At 42.8% G+C, this 23,822-nt stretch carries 16 protein-coding genes and 3 rRNA genes; 6 read left to right on the top strand and 13 right to left on the bottom strand.

Annotation, left to right across the window (positions count from 1 at the left end; genetic code table 11):
- Positions 1 to 88: 88 nt before the first annotated feature.
- The 8 genes from rrf to ACPBEH_RS07800 all read right to left on the bottom strand — a co-directional run bounded on the left by rrf (position 89) and on the right by ACPBEH_RS07800 (position 13,282).
- A 5S ribosomal RNA gene (rrf, locus tag ACPBEH_RS07835) occupies positions 89 to 205 on the bottom strand.
- A 91-nt stretch (positions 206 to 296) separates the two neighbouring features.
- A 23S ribosomal RNA gene (locus tag ACPBEH_RS07830) occupies positions 297 to 3,215 on the bottom strand.
- A 226-nt stretch (positions 3,216 to 3,441) separates the two neighbouring features.
- Positions 3,442 to 5,015, bottom strand: a 16S ribosomal RNA gene (locus tag ACPBEH_RS07825).
- The 16S, 23S and 5S rRNA genes sit together here, the layout of an rRNA operon.
- A 439-nt stretch (positions 5,016 to 5,454) precedes the next feature.
- Complete coding sequence (locus tag ACPBEH_RS07820) at positions 5,455 to 7,080, bottom strand: ABC-F family ATP-binding cassette domain-containing protein (RefSeq protein ID WP_016264305.1); 1,626 nt, start codon at positions 7,078 to 7,080, stop codon at positions 5,455 to 5,457.
- Positions 7,081 to 7,204: 124 nt separating this feature from the next.
- Positions 7,205 to 9,097: a tRNA uridine-5-carboxymethylaminomethyl(34) synthesis enzyme MnmG gene (mnmG, locus tag ACPBEH_RS07815; RefSeq protein WP_016264306.1), complete on the bottom strand. Its 1,893-nt coding sequence runs from the start codon at positions 9,095 to 9,097 to the stop codon at positions 7,205 to 7,207.
- Positions 9,098 to 9,127: 30 nt separating this feature from the next.
- A complete protein-coding gene (gene mnmE / locus ACPBEH_RS07810) occupies positions 9,128 to 10,516 on the bottom strand; it encodes a tRNA uridine-5-carboxymethylaminomethyl(34) synthesis GTPase MnmE (RefSeq protein ID WP_424348808.1) in 1,389 nt (462 codons plus the stop codon).
- Between the two features lie 158 nt (positions 10,517 to 10,674).
- Positions 10,675 to 11,397, bottom strand: a complete 723-nt coding sequence (jag, locus tag ACPBEH_RS07805; protein ID WP_424348807.1) for an RNA-binding cell elongation regulator Jag/EloR — start codon at positions 11,395 to 11,397, stop codon at positions 10,675 to 10,677.
- A gap of 91 nt (positions 11,398 to 11,488) precedes the next feature.
- Positions 11,489 to 13,282, bottom strand: a complete 1,794-nt coding sequence (locus ACPBEH_RS07800; protein WP_424348806.1) for a M3 family oligoendopeptidase — start codon at positions 13,280 to 13,282, stop codon at positions 11,489 to 11,491.
- A 156-nt stretch (positions 13,283 to 13,438) separates the two neighbouring features.
- On the opposite strand from ACPBEH_RS07800, the gene ACPBEH_RS07795 reads away from it, so the two are divergent.
- Complete coding sequence (locus ACPBEH_RS07795) at positions 13,439 to 13,789, top strand: hypothetical protein (protein ID WP_424348805.1); 351 nt, start codon at positions 13,439 to 13,441, stop codon at positions 13,787 to 13,789.
- Positions 13,790 to 13,883: 94 nt separating this feature from the next.
- Here ACPBEH_RS07795 and ACPBEH_RS07790 read toward each other — a convergent pair whose 3' ends face one another.
- The 5 genes from ACPBEH_RS07790 to rpmH form a co-directional block, all read right to left on the bottom strand.
- Positions 13,884 to 14,747: an IS3 family transposase gene (locus tag ACPBEH_RS07790; protein WP_424350054.1), complete on the bottom strand. Its 864-nt coding sequence runs from the start codon at positions 14,745 to 14,747 to the stop codon at positions 13,884 to 13,886.
- Positions 14,748 to 14,758: 11 nt separating this feature from the next.
- A complete protein-coding gene (locus ACPBEH_RS07785) occupies positions 14,759 to 15,442 on the bottom strand; it encodes a transposase (RefSeq protein ID WP_424348575.1) in 684 nt (227 codons plus the stop codon).
- A gap of 97 nt (positions 15,443 to 15,539) precedes the next feature.
- Positions 15,540 to 16,319: a membrane protein insertase YidC gene (gene yidC, locus ACPBEH_RS07780; protein WP_199774750.1), complete on the bottom strand. Its 780-nt coding sequence runs from the start codon at positions 16,317 to 16,319 to the stop codon at positions 15,540 to 15,542.
- Positions 16,320 to 16,387: 68 nt separating this feature from the next.
- On the bottom strand, positions 16,388 to 16,750 hold the full coding sequence (rnpA, locus tag ACPBEH_RS07775; protein ID WP_011375565.1) for a ribonuclease P protein component: 363 nt from the start codon (positions 16,748 to 16,750) through the stop codon (positions 16,388 to 16,390).
- Between the two features lie 65 nt (positions 16,751 to 16,815).
- Positions 16,816 to 16,956 (bottom strand): 50S ribosomal protein L34, encoded by a 141-nt coding sequence (gene rpmH / locus ACPBEH_RS07770; protein ID WP_004265830.1) that lies wholly within the window; start codon positions 16,954 to 16,956, stop codon positions 16,816 to 16,818.
- A 571-nt stretch (positions 16,957 to 17,527) separates the two neighbouring features.
- Here rpmH and dnaA point away from each other — a divergent pair.
- The 5 genes from dnaA to gyrB all read left to right on the top strand — a co-directional run bounded on the left by dnaA (position 17,528) and on the right by gyrB (position 23,808).
- Entirely contained in the window at positions 17,528 to 18,874 is a 1,347-nt protein-coding gene (gene dnaA, locus ACPBEH_RS07765) for a chromosomal replication initiator protein DnaA (RefSeq protein ID WP_011373719.1), read from the top strand.
- Between the two features lie 177 nt (positions 18,875 to 19,051).
- Positions 19,052 to 20,191: a DNA polymerase III subunit beta gene (gene dnaN / locus ACPBEH_RS07760; protein WP_016264311.1), complete on the top strand. Its 1,140-nt coding sequence runs from the start codon at positions 19,052 to 19,054 to the stop codon at positions 20,189 to 20,191.
- A 242-nt stretch (positions 20,192 to 20,433) separates the two neighbouring features.
- Positions 20,434 to 20,661, top strand: a complete 228-nt coding sequence (gene yaaA / locus ACPBEH_RS07755; RefSeq protein ID WP_016264312.1) for a S4 domain-containing protein YaaA — start codon at positions 20,434 to 20,436, stop codon at positions 20,659 to 20,661.
- A gap of 6 nt (positions 20,662 to 20,667) precedes the next feature.
- Positions 20,668 to 21,795: a DNA replication/repair protein RecF gene (gene recF, locus ACPBEH_RS07750; RefSeq protein ID WP_424348804.1), complete on the top strand. Its 1,128-nt coding sequence runs from the start codon at positions 20,668 to 20,670 to the stop codon at positions 21,793 to 21,795.
- A gap of 36 nt (positions 21,796 to 21,831) precedes the next feature.
- On the top strand, positions 21,832 to 23,808 hold the full coding sequence (gene gyrB, locus ACPBEH_RS07745) for a DNA topoisomerase (ATP-hydrolyzing) subunit B (protein ID WP_424348803.1): 1,977 nt from the start codon (positions 21,832 to 21,834) through the stop codon (positions 23,806 to 23,808).
- Positions 23,809 to 23,822 lie beyond the last annotated feature (14 nt).

Genomic DNA, 23,822 nt, shown 5'->3' with positions numbered 1-23,822 from the left:
ATAGATCTATTGCACGCCATTTCAGTATTTAATTATTCTAAATTAGACAACAAAAAGGCTGAACCCTAAGGTTCAACCTTTTTAAATTGCGTGGCAACGTCCTATCCTCGCAGGTAGTTTCCCACCAACTACTATCGGCGCTAAGAAGCTTAACTACTGTGTTCGACATGGGAACAGGTGTATCCTTCTTGCTATCGCCACCACACTATTTTGTGCTTTCGCACTGAGAAGAACTTCGTTCTCTCAAAACTGCATAATAAGTAATATTTTCATTTCAAAAGCCAAACATTGCACCTTTGGTTAAGTCCTCGACCGATTAGTACTAGTCCGCTCCATACATCGCTGTACTTCCACTCCTAGCCTATCTACCTGATCATCTTTCAGGGGTCTTACTTCCATAAAGGAATGGGAAATCTCATCTCGAGGGGGGCTTCACACTTAGATGCTTTCAGCGTTTATCCCTGCCATACATAGCTACCCAGCGATGCGCCTGGCGGCACAACTGGTACACCAGAGGTATGTCCATCCCGGTCCTCTCGTACTAAGGACAGCTCCTCTCAAATTTCCTGCGCCCGCGACGGATAGGGACCGAACTGTCTCACGACGTTCTGAACCCAGCTCGCGTACCGCTTTAATGGGCGAACAGCCCAACCCTTGGGACCGACTACAGCCCCAGGATGCGATGAGCCGACATCGAGGTGCCAAACCTCCCCGTCGATGTGGACTCTTGGGGGAGATAAGCCTGTTATCCCCAGGGTAGCTTTTATCCGTTGAGCGATGGCCCTTCCATACGGAACCACCGGATCACTAAGTCCGACTTTCGTCCCTGCTCGATTTGTCAATCTCACAGTCAAGCTCTCTTATACCTTTACACTCTACGAATGATTTCCAACCATTCTGAGAGAACCTTTGAGCGCCTCCGTTACACTTTAGGAGGCGACCGCCCCAGTCAAACTGCCCACCTGACACTGTCTCCCGCCACGCTAAGTGGCGCGGGTTAGAGTGGTCATACAGTTAGGGTAGTATCCCACCAACGCCTCAATCGAAACTAGCGTTCCGATTTCTACGGCTCCTACCTATCCTGTACAAACTGTACAAACACTCAATATCAAGCTACAGTAAAGCTCCATGGGGTCTTTCCGTCCTGTCGCGGGTAACCCGCATCTTCACGGGTATTATAATTTCACCGAGTCTCTCGTTGAGACAGTGCCCAAATCATTACGCCTTTCGTGCGGGTCGGAACTTACCCGACAAGGAATTTCGCTACCTTAGGACCGTTATAGTTACGGCCGCCGTTTACTGGGGCTTCAATTCTGGGCTTCGCTTGCGCTAACTCATCCTCTTAACCTTCCAGCACCGGGCAGGCGTCAGCCCCTATACGTCATCTTACGATTTTGCAGAGACCTGTGTTTTTGATAAACAGTTGTTTGGGCCTATTCACTGCGGCTGACCTGACGGTCAGCACCCCTTCTCCCGAAGTTACGGGGTCATTTTGCCGAGTTCCTTAACGAGAGTTCACTCGCTCACCTTAGGATATTCTCCTCGACCACCTGTGTCGGTTTACGGTACGGGTAGTTTATTTCTCACTAGAAGCTTTTCTTGGCAGTGTAACATCAGGAACTTCGCTACTTAATTTCGCTCCCCATCACAACTTGTCCTTAAAGAATCAAGCATTTCACTCAACTCAAGACTTATTGCTTGGACACACATTTCCAGTCGTGTGCATTCCTTAGCTTCCTGCGTCCCTCCATCATTCAAACAAAATAAACTAGTACAGGAATATCAACCTGTTATCCATCGACTACGCCTCTCGGCCTCGCCTTAGGTCCCGACTAACCCTGGGAGGACGAGCCTTCCCCAGGAAACCTTAGTCATACGGTGGATCAGATTCTCACTGATCTTTCGCTACTCATGCCGGCATTCTCACTTCTAAGCGCTCCACTAGTCCTTACGATCTAGCTTCATCGCCCTTAGAACGCTCTCCTACCGCGGACACTTACGTGTCCACCCACAGTTTCGGTATTATGTTTAGCCCCGGTACATTTTCGGCGCAGCGGCACTCGACTAGTGAGCTATTACGCACTCTTTAAATGGTGGCTGCTTCTGAGCCAACATCCTAGTTGTCTGTGCACCGCCACATCCTTTTCCACTTAACATAAATTTTGGGACCTTAACTGGTGATCTGGGCTGTTTCCCTTTCGACTACGGATCTTATCACTCGCAGTCTGACTCCCGGAACTAAATCAATGGTATTCGGAGTTTATCTGAATTCAGTAACCCATGACGGGCCCCTAGTCCAAACAGTGCTCTACCTCCATGATCCAATATTCCGAGGCTAGCCCTAAAGCTATTTCGGAGAGAACCAGCTATCTCCAAGTTCGATTGGAATTTCACCGCTACCCACACCTCATCCCCGCCATTTTCAACTGACGTGGGTTCGGTCCTCCAGTGTGTTTTACCACACCTTCAACCTGGACATGGGTAGGTCACTTGGTTTCGGGTCTACATCTATATACTCACTCGCCCATTTCAGACTCGCTTTCGCTACGGCTCCAGCTTTTCACTTTAACCTCGCATATAAACGTAACTCGCCGGTTCATTCTACAAAAGGCACGCCATCACTCATTAACGAGCTTTGACTAATTGTAGGCACATGGTTTCAGGATCTATTTCACTCCCCTTCCGGGGTGCTTTTCACCTTTCCCTCACGGTACTGGTTCACTATCGGTCACTAGGGAGTATTTAGCCTTGGGAGATGGTCCTCCCGGATTCCGACGGAATTTCACGTGTTCCGCCGTACTCAGGATCCAGAACGGAGGTTAAGTTGTTTAATCTACGTGGTTATCACACTCTTTGACTCAGCTTCCCAGCTGATTCGATTACAACTTAACTTGGTAACTCCAAAGTTCTGTCCTACAACCCCAAGAAGCAAGCTTCTTGGTTTGGGCTCTTCCCCGTTCGCTCGCCGCTACTTAGGGAATCGATTTTTCTTTCTCTTCCTGAAGGTACTTAGATGTTTCAGTTCCCCTCGTCTACCTTCATTAAGCTATGTATTCACTTAATGATAATACTCGATTAAAAGTATTGGGTTCCCCCATTCGGAAATCTCCGGATCAAAGCTTACTTACAGCTCCCCGAAGCATATCGGTGTTAGTACCGTCCTTCATCGGCTCCTAGTGCCAAGGCATCCACCATGCGCCCTTTATAACTTAACCTATCTTTACCTACGGTAAAGGGTTATTATTTGAGTTTAGCGATATGAACTAATTCATATTTCTATTATTAAAAAACTCTTTAAAACGCAATGTTTTTCTCGGCTTTTAAAACTAATATATTACTTATTATCCAGTTTTCAAAGAACAAAGTTTGAGAGTAGACCTCTCAAAACTAAACAAAGTTTTGATTTCGCAAATGTACAAGGTTTTCCGTATTATTCCTTAGAAAGGAGGTGATCCAGCCGCAGGTTCTCCTACGGCTACCTTGTTACGACTTCACCCTAATCATCTGTCCCACCTTAGACGGCTGGCTCCCCGAAGGGTTACCTCACCGGCTTTGGGTGTTACAAACTCTCATGGTGTGACGGGCGGTGTGTACAAGGCCCGGGAACGTATTCACCGCGGCATGCTGATCCGCGATTACTAGCGATTCCGGCTTCATGTAGGCGAGTTGCAGCCTACAATCCGAACTGAGAATGGTTTTAAGAGATTAGCTAAACCTCGCGGTCTCGCAACTCGTTGTACCATCCATTGTAGCACGTGTGTAGCCCAGGTCATAAGGGGCATGATGATTTGACGTCGTCCCCACCTTCCTCCGGTTTGTCACCGGCAGTCTCACTAGAGTGCCCAACTAAATGCTGGCAACTAGTAATAAGGGTTGCGCTCGTTGCGGGACTTAACCCAACATCTCACGACACGAGCTGACGACAACCATGCACCACCTGTCACTTTGTCCCCGAAGGGAAAGCTCTATCTCTAGAGTGGTCAAAGGATGTCAAGACCTGGTAAGGTTCTTCGCGTTGCTTCGAATTAAACCACATGCTCCACCGCTTGTGCGGGCCCCCGTCAATTCCTTTGAGTTTCAACCTTGCGGTCGTACTCCCCAGGCGGAGTGCTTAATGCGTTAGCTGCGGCACTGAAGGGCGGAAACCCTCCAACACCTAGCACTCATCGTTTACGGCATGGACTACCAGGGTATCTAATCCTGTTTGCTACCCATGCTTTCGAGCCTCAGCGTCAGTTACAGACCAGACAGCCGCCTTCGCCACTGGTGTTCTTCCATATATCTACGCATTTCACCGCTACACATGGAGTTCCACTGTCCTCTTCTGCACTCAAGTTTCCCAGTTTCCGATGCACTTCTTCGGTTGAGCCGAAGGCTTTCACATCAGACTTAAGAAACCGCCTGCGCTCGCTTTACGCCCAATAAATCCGGACAACGCTTGCCACCTACGTATTACCGCGGCTGCTGGCACGTAGTTAGCCGTGGCTTTCTGGTTGGATACCGTCACTACCTGATCAGTTACTATCAGATACATTCTTCTCCAACAACAGAGTTTTACGATCCGAAAACCTTCTTCACTCACGCGGCGTTGCTCCATCAGACTTTCGTCCATTGTGGAAGATTCCCTACTGCTGCCTCCCGTAGGAGTCTGGGCCGTGTCTCAGTCCCAGTGTGGCCGATTACCCTCTCAGGTCGGCTATGCATCACGGTCTTGGTGAGCCTTTACCTCACCAACTAACTAATGCACCGCGGGTCCATCCTAAAGTGATAGCCGAAACCATCTTTCAACCCTACACCATGCGGTGTTAGGTTTTATGCGGTATTAGCATCTGTTTCCAAATGTTATCCCCCACTTTAGGGCAGGTTACCCACGTGTTACTCACCCGTCCGCCACTCACTCAAATGTTTATCAATCAGGAGCAAGCTCCTTCAATCTAAACGAGAGTGCGTTCGACTTGCATGTATTAGGCACGCCGCCAGCGTTCGTCCTGAGCCAGGATCAAACTCTCGATTAAAAGTTTGTAGCTCTTGTTTTGTTACTTAATTTATTTGCTAGCGAAATTGACTTCGCAAATATGTTGTGCCCCGAAGGGCGACCCTACACATTTGGTTTATCAAAACTTTGTTCAGTTTTCAAAGATCTACTGTGTTGAAACAGCTTTTTAATTATATCATGTAATCAATCATCTGTCAAACACTTTTAAAAATTATTTATCACTTAGAAGTTATAGCTCCGTAAGCAACATATAATATGTTATCACGATTAGAATTAAATAACAAGTGTTTTTCAAAAACATTTTAATTATTTATTTCCTCACTCATTACTGAGTTACTCGCTTGCGACAACTTTACTAGTATACCAACTTACAATAACAGATACAAGGACTTTCTGAAAAAGATTCAAAAAAAGAAGACCCGCGACACAAATGCGTGTCTGCGGGTCTTCTCTCGTTATTAAGCGTATAGTTTAGCAACTTGTTTTTGTAATTCTGGATGTGCTAAGAATTCATCATAGTTTGTTTCGGCACGATCAACTAAACCGTTAGCTGAAACTTCAATGATGTGATCTGCAATTGTTTGAATAAATTGGTGATCATGAGATGTAAAAATCAAAGCACCCTTGAAATCAATCAAGGCATCGTTCAATGATGTAATTGATTCCAAATCCAAATGGTTAGTTGGATCATCTAATAGTAAGGTGTTTGATTTTTGAAGCATGATCTTAGATAGGATACAACGAACCTTTTCCCCACCAGAGAGGACATTAATTTCCTTCGTTACTTCATCCCCAGAGAATAACATCTTCCCTAAGAATCCACGTAAGAAGGTATTGTCGTCTTCACCCTTAGCAGCAAATTGACGTAACCAGTCTAAAATGATGAGTTGGTCATCATTAAAGGCTGAGTTCGTATCTCTTGGTAAGTATGATTGTTGACTCGTCACACCCCATGTCACTGTACCACTATCTGGTTCTACTTCACCAGCTAAGATTTGCATTAAGACAGCTGTCGCAACGTCATTCCGTGAAACGATTGCTGCTTTTTCGTCTGGCTTAACTGAGAAGCTGATGTTATCTAATACTTTAACACCATCGATTGTTTTTGAGACGTTCTCAACCCGTAAAAGGTCATTTCCCAATTCACGTTCGAAATCGAACTTAATGAATGGGTATTGACGTGAAGAAGGTTGGATATCTTCTAATGTAATCTTCTCTAATTGCTTCTTACGAGAAGTAGCTTGTTTTGATTTTGAAGCATTAGCACTGAAACGTGCGATAAAGTCTTGTAATTCTTTGATTTGTTCTTCTTTTTTAGCATTAACGTTTGATTGTAACTTAGCTGCCAACTTACTTGATTCTAACCAGAAGTCGTAGTTACCAACGAATGTCTTGATGCGACCGAAGTCCACATCACACATCATTGTACATACTTGGTTTAAGAAGTAACGGTCATGGGAAACAACGATAACAATGTTCGGGAAGTCAGCCAAGAAGTTTTCTAACCATTCAACTGAGGCACTGTCCAAACCATTAGTTGGTTCGTCCAATAATAGGATATCAGGTTTGCCAAAGAGCGCTTGACCAAGTAAAACCTTAATCTTTTGCCCTTCCATCAATTCACTCATCTTCACATGGTGTAAAGATTCATCGATTCCTAAAGCTTGGAGTAATTGAGCAGCTTCTGATTCAGCATCCCAACCATTCATTTCAGCGAATTCAGCTTCTAGATCAGCAGCCTTCATCCCATCTTCTTCAGTGAATTCAGCTTTAGCGTATAGGGCATCCTTAGCTTGCATCACTTCATATAACTTCTTATGACCTTGGATCACGGTCTCTAACACTTCAAATTCTTCAAAAGCGTAGTGATCTTGATTCAAACTCGACATCCGTTCATTAGGGCCCATTGAGATGTGGCCTGATGATGGTTGTAATTTACCTTCTAATAATTTTAGAAAAGTTGACTTACCTGCACCATTGGCACCGATCACGCCATAACAATTTCCAGGTGTAAACTTCAAATTGACATCTTCATATAACTTACGCCCAGAAAGCGTTAAGCTCATTTCACTAACAGTTATCACTTGATTCCCTCACTTTTCTTTCATGACTCTAAAAAGCCAACCGTTTCATGTGAAACGGCTGGCTTTCTACCATTGACAATATATGCTTAACTCTAACATATCTAATGACTAGTTATCAACCAGGCTATTTGACCTTAGCAATCTTACCTTGTTGAATATAGACGCTTAGAATCCCGATATCGGCTGGGTTCACCCCACCAATCCGACTTGCTTGTGCAAGTGTTTCGGGTTGAATTTTTTGTAATTTTTGACGTCCTTCTGTTGCAAGTCCTTCAATTGCGTCGTAATCGATATTAGCTGGAATCTTCTTGGCTTCCATCCGTTTTAACTTCGCAATCTTAGCCTTTTCCTTATCAATATACCCTGCGTATTTGACTTGGATTTCAACTTGTTCCACAACGCGATTATCGATTCCTTCAACCGCTGGAATGAATTGAATTAAATCAGCATACTTCACTTCTGGTCGTTTTAAGAAGTCACTAGCTAAAACACCATCTTTAAGTGGTGCTTCACCCTTAGCAGCTAAAAAGGCTTGGATTTCTGGTGTTGGTTTTAAGCGAATCTTTTCTAAACGTGCTAATTCAGCTTCAACCGCTGCTTTTTTCACTTCATAACTGTCAAAACGGTCATCATTGATTAAACCTAATTCATGACCCTTTTCCGTTAAACGTAAATCAGCATTATCGTGACGAAGCATTAAACGGTATTCCGCACGTGAGGTTAATAGACGGTAAGGTTCCTTAGTCCCCTTAGTAACCAAGTCATCGATTAAGACCCCGATGTAAGCTTCACTTCGATCCAAAATGAATGGGTCGCGGCCCGTTTGTTTGAGGGCGGCGTTAATCCCGGCCATCAAACCTTGACCAGCAGCTTCTTCATAACCGGAAGTGCCGTTCATTTGGCCGGCTGTATAAAGATTTTCAACCACTTTGGTTTCAAGAGTTGGTTTTAATTGCCATGGTTCAACGACATCATATTCAATCGCATAACCAGGACGCATCATTTGGGCATTTTCTAACCCTTCGATCGAATGAATCATTTTATGCTGGATTTCTTCTGGCATTGATGTTGAGAAATCACCAACATAATATTCTTCTGTTTCGCGACCTTCTGGTTCCAAGAAAATTTGGTGACGAGGCTTATCCGCGAAGCGGACGATTTTATCTTCAATTGATGGGCAATAACGTGGGCCGACACCCTCAATCACACCGGTAAACATTGGGGCGCGGTCGAGATTATCGCGAATCACTTGATGCGTCGTATCATTCGTGTACGTCATCCAACAAGAAAGTTGGTCTTTCAAATAAGCACTATCAGGTGTTTCGAAACTAAAGTGGTTCGGTTCCTTATCCCCTGGTTGTTCTTCCGTCTTTGAAAAGTCGATCGTTGTGCCGTCCACTCGTGGTGGTGTCCCCGTTTTAAAACGCGTCAACACAAAACCGTTATCTTCAAGACTCTCTGAAAGTTTAATAGAAGGAATTGAATTATTAGGACCTGATGAATACGTTAATTCACCAATGATAATCTTGCCTCGTGAGGCTGTTCCGGCTGTTAAAATCACACTGTCAGCACTGTAACGAGCACCCGTGTTAGTCACAATCCCTTTGCAGACACCGTCTTCAACGATCAATGATTCAGCAATGCCTTGACGGAGTGTTAAGTGATCCGTCGTTTCGATTGTCCGTTTCATTGTCCGGTGATAGGCATGCTTATCAGCTTGGGCGCGTAATGCGCGGACAGCTGGACCTTTACCTGTATTTAGCATCCGCATTTGGATGTAAGTCTTATCGATATTGCGGCCCATTTGACCACCCAAGGCGTCAATTTCACGGACCACGATGCCTTTTGCCGGGCCACCCAATGATGGGTTACATGGCATAAAAGCAACCATATCTAAGTTAATCGTTAATAATAATGTTTCGCGGCCCATTCGTGCAGCAGCTAATGCCGCTTCGGAACCTGCATGGCCGGCACCGACGACAATCACGTCGTAGTGCGCTGCGTCATATTCTCGCATGTTTTGTTCTCCTTTAATATGGTTCAAGATCTATTTACCTAAACAGAATTGGCTAAAGAGTTCCGTAATCAATTCATCTGGTGCTGAATCCCCGGTAATCTCACCGAGCTTGTCCCAACAGTTGGTCATATCGATTTGCACGAGGTCAACTGGCATGCCAGCTGCAATCCCGCTAATAACTTCATCTAATGATTGTTGTGCTTGGTTTAATAAGCCAATTTGACGGGCGTTGGTAATCATCACCGTACTTTGGCTATTTTCAATCCCACCGAAGAAAAGTTTGGCGATTTGGGCTTCCAAATCAGTCACCCCTTCACTCGTTAAAATTGACGTTTGAATTACTTCATCTGCACGGACTAATGTTTGGAGTTCATCTAAGTCCAATTGATTAGGTAAGTCAGTCTTATTTAAAATAATGATCCGTTTCTTATCGGTTGTCGCCGTGATGAGTTCGCGATCTTCAATCGTTAAAGATTCACTTTGGTTTAGGACCAGTAAAATCAAGTCGGCTTTGGTAATTGCTGCGCGACTGCGTTCGACCCCAATCTTTTCAACCTTATCTTCGGTATCATGAATCCCCGCCGTATCGACAAGTTTCAATGGCACGCCGCGGACGTTAACGTATTCTTCTAAAACATCACGCGTCGTTCCAGCAACATCAGTCACAATGGCTTTATCTTCATGTAAAAGGTGGTTTAACAAACTTGATTTACCAACATTTGGTCGCCCAACGATGGCTGTTGCCAACCCTTCACGCAAGACTTTGCCTTGTTGCGCTGTTTGGAGTAATTCACCAATCCGCCCTTTAACAAGTTCAGCTTTTTCAAGTAAAATCCGGGTCGTCATTTCATCCGTATCGTATTCGGGATAGTCAATGTTGACTTCGACTTGCGCCAATACTTCTAAGATTTCTTGGCGTAAATTCTTAATGAGATGCGTTAAGCTCCCATCCAATTGATCGACAGCAACTTGCATTGCCCGGTCAGTCTTGGCCCGGATAAGATCCATCACAGATTCGGCTTGGGTTAAATCAATCCGCCCGTTTAAAAAGGCCCGCTTCGTGAATTCACCTGGTTCGGCCATTCGTGCACCGTAACTCATCAATAGTTGCAAGATTCGGTTAGTCGCCACAATCCCACCATGACAATTAATTTCAATCACATCTTCGCGCGTAAATGTTTTAGGCGCACGCATGACAGAAACCATGACTTCGTCGACCACCGCATCCGTTTTAGGGTCAATAATATGGCCATAATTAATCGTATGGCTCGCCACTTTATCGAGATCCTTGCCGCGATAAACCCGTTTAATGATGGCTAAACTGTCATCTCCTGAAAGACGCACAATTGAAATTGCCCCCTCACCAGGTGGTGTTGAGATCGCCGTAATCGTATCAAATTCTGTGACTGTCGTTGGCATTATAAAAGCTTCCTTCCTAAAATAGCTGCATAAAAAAAGCGCTTAGCGTCCACCCCTCCCGTCATTGCGTAAGGGGTGGACAAAGCACTTTCACTACTTTATCGATATTTAATTAGTTTCATTATACACGATTTCTATCGACCGTCAATTGACAAGTCTTAAAAAGAACGGGCTGATTCAACCACAATCACCCGGCGATCGCCGCGCCCTTCTGAGTGAGTTTGAACGTGACGGTTATTCGTTAAATAGCCATGAATAATCTTCCTCTCAAACGCTGGCATTGGCTCTAAAGTAACCGCCTTACCAGTTGCAACCACTTCTCTGGCCGCCTTATCCGCTAAATGTTTAACAATTGTCGCTCTTCTTTGCCGATAATCGCCAACATCTAACATCATCAACTGTTTTCCCTTGGTGTGATGATCGTAATACGTTTGCGCTAAATATTGGAGCGCATTGATCGTCTTCCCGTGTTTGCCAATCAGCAAACCTTCCTTAGTCGTCTTTAAATGGAAGATGACTTGCTTGTGTTCTTTTGTGACGGTCATCGTGACCGGCGTGCCAATCTGTGCTGTTATGTCAGTAATGTATTGCTTTAAAGCTTCGATCGTCGCCTCACGACTCTGACGCATTGGGGCCTTTTCTGGCTGATCTGCTGGCGTAGTTGCCACGTCTTCAACGCTTGGTTGTGCCGGTTCAACTGGGGTTGGTTCAGCGACCGTTATCGGATTTAACGTAACGATTGCTGGTTGCTTACCAAAACCTAAAAAACCCTTCTTACCTTCTTCAAGGACATCAACTGTGACCTTATCACGCGTCAATTTTAACGCTGCTAACCCCGCATCAATTGCGGCTTGAATATCCTTACCTTCAAAAGTTGGCATTTTTAAACCTCCGCTCGTTAAGTGCCAGTTTGTCACTGGGCGCTTATTTTTATCTAATATCAGTATAACATGCCCGCTTTTTAAGCGACACTTAATCTAAATCGGTAGCGGTTAGTTCTAAAAAGAGCGCCACATCTCGGGCAATCGAATCCGCCGCTGCTTGCCAAAAGGCCGGTTGCGTCAAATCAACACCTAAATGTTTTTGGGCCAATTCTTCAGTACTCATATTAGCGGTGTCTTGCAAGAGTGCGATATAATCCGTTTCAAAGTCCGGCACACTTTGCGCTTTGGCGTAAATCCCCATTGAAAAAAGATATCCAAATGTATACGGGAAGTTATAAAATGGCACATCATCGAAGAAGAAATGTTGTTTGTCCGCCCAGAATAATGGGTCATAATCCGTTAGTGCATCCGCATAGGCTTCTTTTTGGGCGCTCAACATGATGCCTTTCAAATCGTCAGGCGTTAGTAGCCCTTGTTGCCGCATTTCATAGAAACGATGTTCAAATAAGTAGCGCGCATGAATATTCATAAACATATCGATGGCGTTCGTTATTTTTTGATCGAGTAAGTTAATCTTCGTTGCGCGATCTTGTGCTTCATTGACCGTTGCATCGACCACGATTAATTCCGCCAACGTCGAAGCTGTTTCGGCGACATTCATCGCGTAATCTTGCCGCCAGCCAGGTAATTGATTAATCATCATCGTATGAAAGCCGTGCCCTAATTCATGCGCTAAAGTTGAGACGCCGCCGGGTGTGCCATCATAGGTCATGAAAATTCTAAAATCATTCGTCTCGGGTAAATCGGTCATGTAGCCACCCGGTTGTTTGCCAGGCCGATCTTCTGCTTCAATCCACCGCTTTTCAAATGCGGTTTGTGCGACGGCTGCCATTTTCGGACTGAAATCCCGGAAATGCGCAATGATAAATTCAGCAGCTTCGTCATACGATTTTTTAGTCATTTGAAAATCATCAACCACGACCGGTGCCCAAGTATCTTGCCAAGCTAACTGCTTTTTACCCATTAAAGCGGCCTTCCGGTTCAAAAAAGCAACCAGTGGTGCTTTATTTTGGCTGACTACCGACCACATCGCATCCAGTGTAGCTGGTTGCATCCGGTTATATTCCAGCGGCTTTTTCATAAAGTCGGTGGTCCCATGAGCTTGATAAGTCGTCAATCTAAAACCGGCTAGGTGATTTAAGGTATCCGCCAACATTGGTGAGAATCGATCCCAAGTTTGTTGCCAATTTTTAAAAACCACTTCGCGAACTTTAGGATCTGGATCTGATTCAAACTTATTTTGGGCCTGCCCAGCTGATAAGGTTTGGTCTAAATAAGGAATCTGGGTTTCCGCAACGATTGTATCGTAGTGATCACTCCAGCCTTGTAAACCATCGAGTGCCAATTGATCCAATAATTTTTCGGTTTGTTCATCTAATAAGTCCGCCCCTTGCTGGCGTTTTTCCCGTAGGTTGAACTGAATCGGTGCAAAGGCTGGTTGGCTGACTAATGTTTCGAATTGTTCAGCCGTCAAGGCCACCAATTTTTTCGTCAATAAAACATCAATTTGACGGGCGGTATTTTGCAATTGATTGATCCGGTCCATCATGGGTGCCACTTGTTGGTTACGCTCATCGACAGATTGAATCATGTTGACGAAACTGCCCGTTTGCTTCAATCCGGATTCAATTTGTTGTAATTGCGTCGTGATGGCCTGCATTTGTTCAAAGGCCGGTTCATCAAACACAAATTGCCAGTCGCTTGTCATTTTTAAAACAACCGGAATCTGTTGCCCCAATGCTTGGAGTCGATTTTCTAAGGCTGGTGAGGCTAAGCCCCCTTTAAAAATGGTTTCTAAATCCCATTGTTCTGAGTAAGTCATATCCTTGCCCTCCGCTTTTCAACTATTGCGCCTATTATAACGAATTTTGGCGACCAGTGCGACGATTTTAAGCGGACGCCTACTAGACATTTAATTTAAATCTGTTATATTAGCGATGTAAGCAGATACATAGCTGCTAGAAAGGCGATGCTGAACATGACCATTGAACAAATACCAGCCAACACATTGGCAGATTTAGCCGCATTATTAAAAACACGTGAAGTCCCTGACGAAATTATGGCGACCGGACCAGAATTGATCCAGTACGGTCAACATCTCAAGGCTAGCCAACTATCAGATGACGCCCACCTCGGCAGCGACTTGGGCGGTGCCGGTCTTTTAACCCTTATCGAACAAGCTAACACGGCGTTTTTCGATCACTTTCATTTCTTTGACGATGCAGCCCCGATTGACGCCAAATTAACACGCAAAGTGGTCACGCTCTATCATTTAAAATCAATTGATGACCAGCACTTCTTATTCCGCTTGAAGCAGTTAGATTATTAAAACACAAAAAAAGACCGACCAGCATAATGAACCATACCCTGTCAAGTAGACAGATGATTTATAAAAAATGAATGTTTTTTTAAAGTCGTATATTCTATACGGCTTTTTTGTATACTTCGATTGGTGTTAACCCATTGTAAATTGGCATATATCGTTTATTCATATAATAATCAATATATGCGTAAATTCCATCTTTTAAATCGGATAGTGAGTTAAAAGTATGTCGATAGAAATATTCAGACTTCAAAATACCCCAAAAGCTTTCAATCGGCTGATTATCAAGGCAATGTCCCGCGCGGGACATGCTAACATTAATACCATAATGTTCTATCAATCGCTTATATTCAGTTGAGGTATATTGGAAACCTCGATCACTATGAATGATTGGTTTAACATCAGGGAATCTTTTAAAAGCTAATCGTATCGTGTTCATAACCAATTTATTGTCGTTGTGTTTGCTTATCTGATAGGCAACAATTCGTTTATCAAAACTATCTATTATGGCACTTATATAAGCTCGCTCACCGGTATCCCCGTAACTAAGATAGCTAATATCAGTAAACCACTTCTGATTTGGTTTATCCGCATTAAATTCACGACTTATAATATTCCCCGCTGTAAATAAAGACCTGCTACGTTGCCAGATTGGTCGTTTCCGTCTAATATCTGACACAAGTCCCATAATCTTCATTAAGCGTCTAACCGTTTTTATATTAATATCTATTTGATGTTCACGTCTTATTGCACATTTAATTCTAATTGCTCCAAATGTTTTATCTGACTGGTAAAAGCCTTCTTTAATGATTGCCGCTTGTGCTTGCCTGATTTCTTCAGCTTTAGACGGACCAGCCTTTAACCATTTGTAATAGCCACTCCGACTAACTTTTAGTGAAGCACATAGTGCTTTTATTGAATACCGTTTTTCTTGGTGGAGCTCAGATACTGTTGTATATTCCAGGTCATTTGTGGTTAACGAAAATAACCGAATCTTTGTCTGAGCTCCACTTCTTTTTTTGCGATATCTGCTTCCATTTCTAAATACTGATTCCTATTTTTTAGACGTACATTTTCTAGCTTCAAGCGTTCTAATTCAGTTAATTCTTGCTTTTTCTTGTGATGACCACGTCCATCTTTTAAGCCTTCGGCTCCTGAATTTTCATATTTTTTAAGCCAGTTATAGATTTGTTGATAAGATACCCCATACTTTTGAATTGCTGCTTGATAATCTCGACCTTTTTTTAAAGTATATTCAACTATCTCAATTCGTTCTGTAAATGACGTACTACGACCGCTTTTCATAGACGAAAGCCCCAATCTTTTTGGTTTCCATTGCTTTCGTTCATTATAAAGCCTTATCCATTTTCTCAATACTAATCGGTCACTAATATCATATTTTTGTATTGCTTCGCTGATTAATAATCCGTTTTTTACTACGTCTATAACTGCGTCGTGCTTAATTTGTGGGGGATAATTTCTAACTATCTTGTAGGGACGAATCCCGTTAACGCCCCATTTTTGGTATTTTCTAATCCAGTCACGTAGTGATGATTTGGCTACAGAAAAATCTTTGCTGACGGCTGAGATTGATGCTTGATTATTTAGTACAGCTTGAACTGCTTCGATTTTCTTTAAATATGAAATCCGTTTACTCACAAAAATACTCCTCTCTGGGTACACACTTTTTATAATTCAAGTGTCTACTTTGAGGGGAGTATATCATAAAATGCTGGTCGGTCTTTTAATTTTAAAATTAACGTTTTTTCGTTGCTTTCTTACGTGCTTTAGCAAGTGCTTTTTCCCGATCACGTTTAGCTTGTTCTTTAGCTTCACGTTCCCGACGGATCTTGAATGGGTTTTGAATCACCATTGTTTGACCAACAGAAAAGGCATTTGTGACCACCCAGTAAATTGAAACGGCTGACGCAATGTTCATCGCCATCACGAAAATCATGATTGGCATTACCCAGAGCATTGCGGTTGTTGTGGCATTCTTCGTTGGTTGTGACATCATCGTTAAGTATGATGTGGCAAACGTAAAGACGGCCGCCAAAATCGCCATAATAAAGTACGGATCAGCTTTACCAAGTTGCATCCATAAGAATGACCCACTCTTCAAAGCAGATGTCCGGTAGATGGCTTGATACAAGGCAATCAAGACTGGCATTTGGACCAATAATGGTAAACAACCAATCACAGGATTGACCCCTGCTTCAGCGTAAAGTTTCTGTGTTTCTTCCCGTAATTTTTGTTGTGTTTCAACATCTTTAGAAGCGTATTTCTTTTGAAGGGCTTGAATTTCAGGCGCCACTTCTTGTTGCTTCATCATTGTCTTACTTTGCCACCAAGTTAATGGCAAAATAATCAATCGGATAATAATGGTAAAGGCAACGATGGCCCAACCATAACTACCACCAAAGATATCAGCTAACCACAACAGGAATCGTGAGAAGTTATAAATAATATAGTGATCCCAGAAACCAGTGCTAGCACTGTTAACAGGTGTCGTACTGCACCCGGCAGCAATTAGCATAAATAAGAATAAACTAGCGACTAATAATAGTCGTTTGCGATTTTTTGAATTCACTCTCAATCCCTCACTTATTCAGAAGCAGAATCCGCTTCTTCCTTTAATAACTTAGCTAGCTTGAAGACATGGATTAAATTTTGTTTTGTTTCTGCCATCGTTAATTGGTTAGCGCCACGTCTTGCGATCACCAAAAAGTCAACGGGTTGCAACAAATCTGGTTTCAACTCCGTAATACTTTGGCGAATATAACGTTTCACCTGATTACGCATCACTGCGTTACCCACTTTTTTACCGACAGAAAGACCGACTCTAAAATGTTTTTGACCAGGCTTATCTAAGCGGTAAACCACAAAATTGCGGTTGGCCACTGATTGGCTTGCATCAAAAACCGTTTGGAAATCTTGTTCTTTTTTAACACGGTACGACTTTCTCATAATTCACTCCGGCATTTCTATTAATAAATTGAGGATAATAAAAAAACCACTGAAGCATCAGTGGCCTATGCAGATAATACTTTTCTGCCCTTAGCACGGCGTCTTGCAAGTACCTTGCGACCGTTCTTAGTATTCATACGTTTCATGAAACCATGAACACGTTCTTTATGGCGTTTCTTTGGTTGAAATGTTCTCTTTGTAGTCATTAATCTGGCACCTCCTAATTGACTATGTCTATTGTTTTCTTATCTGAGAAACAACTGGCGGCAATAACCACCTATGACATTCACTAAAATATAATAGCATATTTCTATAGAAGTTAAAACACTTTCTGTAAAAAAATTCGTTAAATTTGGTTGTCCACAGATCCGAAAAATTTTGTTTTTCTTGTGGATAACCTGACTAGTCGATTTTAACATAAATTTTATCCCCAGCAAACCTACCAGAGTTATCCAGAGAATCACAGGGTGTTTATTAGTTATCCACACCTGTTTTTAACGCTGTGAATAAGTCTGAAGAACCCGCACTATGGAAGCGTCTATTTTCAATCCGTTTTTGTGGATAACTCTAAAATTGCTGTGTGTTTCTCAGTTGTCCACACCCCGGAATAAAAGTTATCCGCCTCGTTGTGGATGAGTGCATAACTTTTTATTTTTATCCTGTGGATTTTGTTCTTGTTGTGGAAAACTTTTTTTTAGAATGCTAGAATGTATTTAGTCTTTCTTTATTGAGTATTTTTCAATAAAGTGGTGATTTTATGTGAGGAGGACACGCTACATGCCTGATCTTCAGGAACTTTGGAATTATCTGCAAGAAAAATTCCAAACCGATCTAACCACGGTTGGCTTTAACGCTTGGATTAAAACCGCTAAGCCGCTTGCTTTTAGAGCTAACGAACTACTAATTGAAGTGCCTTCTGTCTTGCACAAAGAATACTGGGAAAATAACTTGGCGACTAAAGTCGTTGAAGGGGCCTATGAGTTTGCGGAAATCGAGCTGACCCCTATTTTTGTGTTACCTGGTGAATCTGACAACCTAACACCGCTTGAACCAGAAGAAGAACACGTCTTAACGAAGGCTGAAACACCAACCTTTTTACGCGAAACGCATTTAAATAGTAAATATACATTTGATACGTTTGTCACTGGGAAAGGCAATCAAATGGCCCACGCTGCGGCCTTGGTGGTTTCCGAAGAACCTGGTGTCTTATACAATCCCCTCTTCTTATACGGTGGTGTTGGTTTAGGTAAAACCCATTTGATGCAGGCGATTGGTCACCAATTACTCGAATCCAAACCCGAAACGAACGTTAAGTACGTGACGAGTGAGGCTTTTGCCAACGATTTTATCAATTCGATTCAAACGAAGAATCAAGAGAAATTTAGACAAGAATACCGGAACGTCGACCTTTTATTAGTGGATGATATTCAATTTTTCGCTGATAAAGAAGGGACACAAGAAGAATTCTTCCATACGTTTAATGATCTCTATAATGATAAGAAACAAATTGTATTGACCTCTGATCGCCTCCCAAATGAGATTCCAAAGCTGCAAGAACGCTTAGTTTCTCGGTTTAAATGGGGGTTACCAGTCGATATCACGCCACCTGATCTTGAGACGCGAATTGCGATTTTAAGAAATAAAGCTGATGCGGAACACCTGGAAATTCCAGAAGATACGCTCAGTTATATTGCTGGTCAAATCGATTCCAACGTCCGGGAATTAGAAGGCGCACTCGTCCGGGTCCAAGCCTATGCAACGATGCAAAACGCTGAGATTACAACGAGTCTAGCAGCCGATGCGCTCAAGGGCTTGAAACTCAACGGTAAATCTAGTCAGCTCTCAATTGCCAAGATTCAATCGGTAGTTGCTAAATATTACAGCTTAACCGTTGCCGATCTTAAAGGTCGCAAGCGGGTCAAAGAGATTGTGTTACCGCGCCAAATCGCAATGTACCTTGCCCGCGAGATGACAGATAGCTCATTACCTAAAATTGGCCAAGAATTTGGCGGTAAAGATCATACGACCGTCATGCATGCCCATGAACGGATTAGTCAAAGTTTGACAACCGATCAGAATCTAAAAGATGCCATTTTGGATTTGAAGAACACAATGAAGTCTTAAAAACAGGCTGTGGATAAAGCCAGAAGTTATCCTAAGGATTCCACACATCTTATCCACAGGTGGGAAACTGTGAGATTATTGACTTTTAATACTTATCCACAGGTTCCACAGGCCCTACTACTATTACTTTAAATTCTTTTAATATATATATAATATTCACCCTCGGAGGTAGCACCTATGAAATTTTCAATTAACCGTGCCCTATTTATCAAAACACTCAATGATGTACAACGGGCTATTTCAGCTAAAACAACGATTCCGATTCTAACAGGGCTTAAACTAGTTCTATCGCAAGAAGGCTTGACGCTAACCGGTAGTGATGCGGATATCTCAATTGAAGCAACATTGTCAGCCTCAGATGAAAAAAACCAATTAGTCGTCGAAGAAGTTGGCGAAATTGTGTTACCAGCACGTTTCTTTAGTGAAATCGTTAAAAAATTACCAGAAGATCAGATGCGAATTGCAGTTGGAAATAATTTCCAAACAACAATTCGCTCCGGTAAATCAGAATTTACAATCAACGGGTTAGACGCTAATAGTTATCCACACCTTCCTGAAATTGCAGGGCAAAATACATTTAGCATCAGCACTGACGTTTTGAAACAACTCATTCACCAAACCGTTATCGCCGTTTCTAATCAAGAAAGTCGCCCAATCTTAACTGGGGTCCACTTGGTCCTAGCCAATGGCGAAATGTTAGCCGTTGCGACTGATAGCCATCGTTTAGCACAACGGAAACTAACAGTTGCGCTTCCAAGTGATGCCAATTATGACGTCATCATTCCTGGTAAGAGTTTGGTAGAACTTTCAAGAACGCTTGCGGATGATGCCGAAGACGTTGAAATTCGGATTGCTGAAAACCAAGTCCTCTTTAAAGCTGGTAACTTAGCCTTTTATTCACGCTTGTTAGAAGGTAACTATCCTGATACAGCACGCTTAATTCCAACTTCATCAAGTACCCAAATCGAATTTAACGCGCCAGTCTTATTGGCCGCTATCGAACGGGCGTCATTGTTATCCCATGAAAGTCGCAATAACGTTGTCCGTTTGACACTCGATACAGAGGCTAACACGGCGATTATCTATGGTAATTCACCAGATGTGGGGAATGTTGAAGAAGCCCTTCAATTTGAAAACCTCACGGGTGAATCTCTTGAAATTTCATTTAACCCTGACTACATGAAGGATGCCTTGCGTTCATTTGGCCAAACAACAATCGTGATTAACTTTACGGCTGCTTTACGACCATTTACGTTGGTTCCAAGTGAAGATCAAGAACACTATATTCAATTGATCACACCAGTCCGGACATTCTAAAATTAAATAACAACTCAAAAACGCCTCGATGAGAGGCGTTTTTTTGTGAACTAGAATTAAAATAAATTCGGTTACAGCGATTTAAGATATTTCTAGTAGGAGAGGGGTAATTTTGTCAAAAACGCTGAGAAAGCATTTTAACCATGTTTATTTGTTTTTAGTGCTAAAAAAGTCTATAATTACTAGGTATAACGGATCGTTATTTTTCCAGTAATTAATATCGTTAAGAATGGTGGGTTAATATGACACAAGAAATTAAACTTGAGGCTGAATTCGTCACATTAGGACAACTCCTAAAAGAAGCCGGCATTATTGAAACAGGTGGCAAAGCCAAATGGTTCCTAAGAGAAAATACGGTTTTAGTCAACGGCGAACCTGATGATCGACGTGGCCGGAAGTTATATCCAGAGGATGTCATTGAAGTCCCAGATAACGGCCAATTCATCGTTAAACAACAAGAAAGATTGTAGGCAGCTATGTATCTAAGCGAACTACAACTGAATCATTATCGTAATTATGAGTCAGTTGATGTGCACTTTTCACCGGATACGAACGTCTTGATTGGTGAAAATGCGCAGGGGAAAACGAACTTACTAGAAGCAATCTACGTTTTAGCCTTGGCCCGCTCACATCGCACGAATACCGATCGCGAATTAATTCAATGGCATGAAGACTTCGCTAAAATTACCGGTTTGGTCCAACGTTCTGCAGGGAAAACCCCGTTAGAACTCGTTTTAAGCCAAAAAGGTAAAAAGGCGAAGGTCAATCATTTAGAACAGGCCAAATTATCACAATATATTGGTCAGCTAAACGTCGTGTTATTTGCGCCGGAGGATTTAAACATCGTTAAGGGTTCGCCAGCTGTGAGACGCCATTTCATCGATATGGAATTCGGGCAGATGAGTAGCAAGTATCTCTATAATATTTCGCAATACAAATCAATTCTGAAACAGCGTAATCAATACCTAAAGCAACTCCAACGGCGACAAGACAAGGATCTTGTTTATTTAGGTGTTTTATCCGATCAATTAGCGGCTTACGGGGCGGAAGTGACCGTAGCCCGGCGCCAGTTTCTCCAAAAAATGGAAAAATGGGCCCAAAAATTGCATCAGGAGATTACTAAGGATCGGGAAGTCTTGACGTTTAAATATCAAAGTCAGATTCCAGAAGTACAATTGGATCAAAGTGTCGAAGAACTCTATCAACAATTTCAAACCTTGTATGAGAAACAACAAACCCGTGAGGTTGAACAAGGCACGACGTTGATTGGTCCCCACCGCGATGATGTTCAATTTTTAGTCAACGATAAGGATGTGCAGGCCTTTGGTTCCCAAGGGCAACAACGGACAACCGCGTTGAGTGTCAAATTGGCCGAAATTGACTTGATGAAGGCCCAAACCGGGGAATACCCGATTTTATTACTGGACGATGTGTTGTCGGAATTAGACGATTTACGCCAAACACATTTGTTGAAGACGTTCCAAAACAAAGTCCAAACATTCCTCACAACAACCAGTTTAGAGAATGTTAAAAAAGAAATTATTGCGACGCCGCGCGTGTTTACAGTCACCAACGGGGTCGTCACAGAAGAACAAGCAGAATAGTTGGCATAATAAGACGATCAAATGGAGGTATTTTTCTTGGCAGATGATCAATTGAACAAAGAAACAGAAGCCCAAATTGAGGCAAAAGAAGAACGGGCCAAATCTTATGATGCGAGCCAAATTCAAGTCTTAGAAGGACTCGAAGCGGTTCGTAAACGACCAGGGATGTACATTGGGACAACTAGTTCCCAAGGGTTACATCATTTGGTTTGGGAAATTATTGATAACGGAATTGATGAAGCGCTCGCTGGGTTTGCGACTGAAATTAACGTTGTCGTTGAACCTGATAATAGTATTACGGTGACCGATGACGGCCGGGGGATTCCAGTTGGGATTCAAGCCAAAACGGGTAAATCAGCGCTAGAAACCGTCTTTACGATTTTGCATGCTGGTGGTAAATTTGGCGGCGGCGGGTACAAAGTTTCTGGTGGGTTGCATGGTGTTGGGGCCTCAGTCGTTAATGCCTTGTCAACTGAATTAGACGCCGTTGTTACACAAGGCGGCAAGCGTTATTACATCGATTTCAAACGTGGGAAAGTTCAAACACCAATGAAAATGATTGGCGACGCACCCGAACATGAACATGGGACTAAAGTCCATTTCGTGCCAGATCCTGATATTTTCACGGAAACGACAATCTATGACGATAAAATTTTAACGACTCGGATTCGCGAATTAGCATTCTTGAATAAGGGCTTAAAACTAACATTTACTGACAAACGGGCTGATACCCATGAAAAAATTGAATTCCACTATGAAGGTGGGATTAAGAGTTACGTTGAATTTTTAGACGAAAAGAAGGAAACACTCCTTGATGAACCAATCTATGTTGAAGGCGAACAAAACGGGATTACTGTTGAAGTGGCGCTTCAATATACGAATGATTATCGGACCAATTTGTTAACATTTGCCAATAACATCCATACCTACGAAGGTGGGACGCATGAATCCGGCTTTAAGACGGCTTTAACGCGGGTCATTAACGACTACGCAACAAAGCAAAATATCTTCAAAGCAAGTGATGCAAACCTTTCAGGGGAAGATGTTCGTGAAGGTTTAACGGCTGTTGTCTCAGTTAAACATCCAGATCCTCAATTCGAAGGTCAAACTAAGACGAAGTTAGGTAATGCGGATGCGCGTTCAGTTACTGATCGGATGTTCTCAGATCACTTTACGAAGTTCTTGATGGAAAACCCATCAATCGCTCGTCAAATCGTTGATAAGGGCTCATTGGCTGCTAGAGCACGCTTAGCCGCTAAACGCGCGCGTGAAGTTACACGGAAGAAAAATGGTCTTGAAATCTCTAATTTACCTGGTAAGTTAGCTGATAACAGTAGTAAAGATCCTGAAATCTCAGAATTATTCATCGTCGAAGGGGATTCTGCCGGCGGTTCAGCAAAATCAGGTCGTTCACGTTTAACGCAAGCTATCTTGCCAATTCGTGGGAAAATCTTGAACGTTGAAAAAGCTAGCATGGAAAAAATCTTAGCGAATGAAGAAATTCGGACGCTCTTTACGGCCATGGGAACAGGCTTTGGACAAGAATTCGATGTCGAAAAAGCCCGTTATCATAAGTTAATCATCATGACCGATGCCGATGTCGATGGCGCGCATATTCGGACGTTACTTTTAACGTTGTTCTACCGTTACATGCGGCCAATCGTTGAAGCGGGTTACGTGTATATCGCACAACCACCTTTGTACCGTGTTAAACAAGGGAAGATGATGCGTTACATTGATTCCGATGAAGAATTACAAGAAGTGTTAGGGACGCTCCAACCAAGTCCTAAACCTGAAGTGCAACGTTACAAAGGGTTAGGGGAAATGGATGCCAGCCAATTATGGGAAACAACCATGGATCCTGAAAACAGACGGATGCTCCGCGTTAACGTGGAAGATGCCGAAGAAGCGGATCAAATTTTTGAAATGTTAATGGGCGATCGGGTTGAACCTCGTCGGATTTTCATTGAAGAAAATGCCGTTTACATGGATTCAAAGAGTATCGATGCTTAGCATCGAGCTTGCGT

Origin of the sequence: Latilactobacillus parasakei (genome assembly GCF_049674265.1) — a bacterium.
Classification (GTDB): Bacteria; Bacillota; Bacilli; order Lactobacillales; family Lactobacillaceae; genus Latilactobacillus; species Latilactobacillus sakei.
The sequence above is the reverse complement of the archived record's forward strand: the minus strand, read 5'-3'. Positions and strand labels throughout refer to the sequence as shown.

Bases quoted from the DNA above. Each gene is read 5' to 3' on its own strand.
- mnmG (WP_016264306.1), bottom strand. From the start codon at position 9,097: ATGCGAGAATATGACGCAGCGCACTACGACGTGATTGTCGTCGGTGCC.
- mnmE (WP_424348808.1), bottom strand. From the start codon at position 10,516: ATGCCAACGACAGTCACAGAATTTGATACGATTACGGCGATCTCAACA.
- jag (WP_424348807.1), bottom strand. From the start codon at position 11,397: ATGCCAACTTTTGAAGGTAAGGATATTCAAGCCGCAATTGATGCGGGG.
- ACPBEH_RS07800 (WP_424348806.1), bottom strand. From the start codon at position 13,282: ATGACTTACTCAGAACAATGGGATTTAGAAACCATTTTTAAAGGGGGC.
- ACPBEH_RS07795 (WP_424348805.1), top strand. From the start codon at position 13,439: ATGACCATTGAACAAATACCAGCCAACACATTGGCAGATTTAGCCGCA.
- yidC (WP_199774750.1), bottom strand. From the start codon at position 16,319: ATGCTAATTGCTGCCGGGTGCAGTACGACACCTGTTAACAGTGCTAGC.
- rnpA (WP_011375565.1), bottom strand. From the start codon at position 16,750: ATGAGAAAGTCGTACCGTGTTAAAAAAGAACAAGATTTCCAAACGGTT.
- rpmH (WP_004265830.1), bottom strand. From the start codon at position 16,956: ATGACTACAAAGAGAACATTTCAACCAAAGAAACGCCATAAAGAACGT.
- dnaA (WP_011373719.1), top strand. From the start codon at position 17,528: ATGCCTGATCTTCAGGAACTTTGGAATTATCTGCAAGAAAAATTCCAA.
- dnaN (WP_016264311.1), top strand. From the start codon at position 19,052: ATGAAATTTTCAATTAACCGTGCCCTATTTATCAAAACACTCAATGAT.
- yaaA (WP_016264312.1), top strand. From the start codon at position 20,434: ATGACACAAGAAATTAAACTTGAGGCTGAATTCGTCACATTAGGACAA.
- recF (WP_424348804.1), top strand. From the start codon at position 20,668: ATGTATCTAAGCGAACTACAACTGAATCATTATCGTAATTATGAGTCA.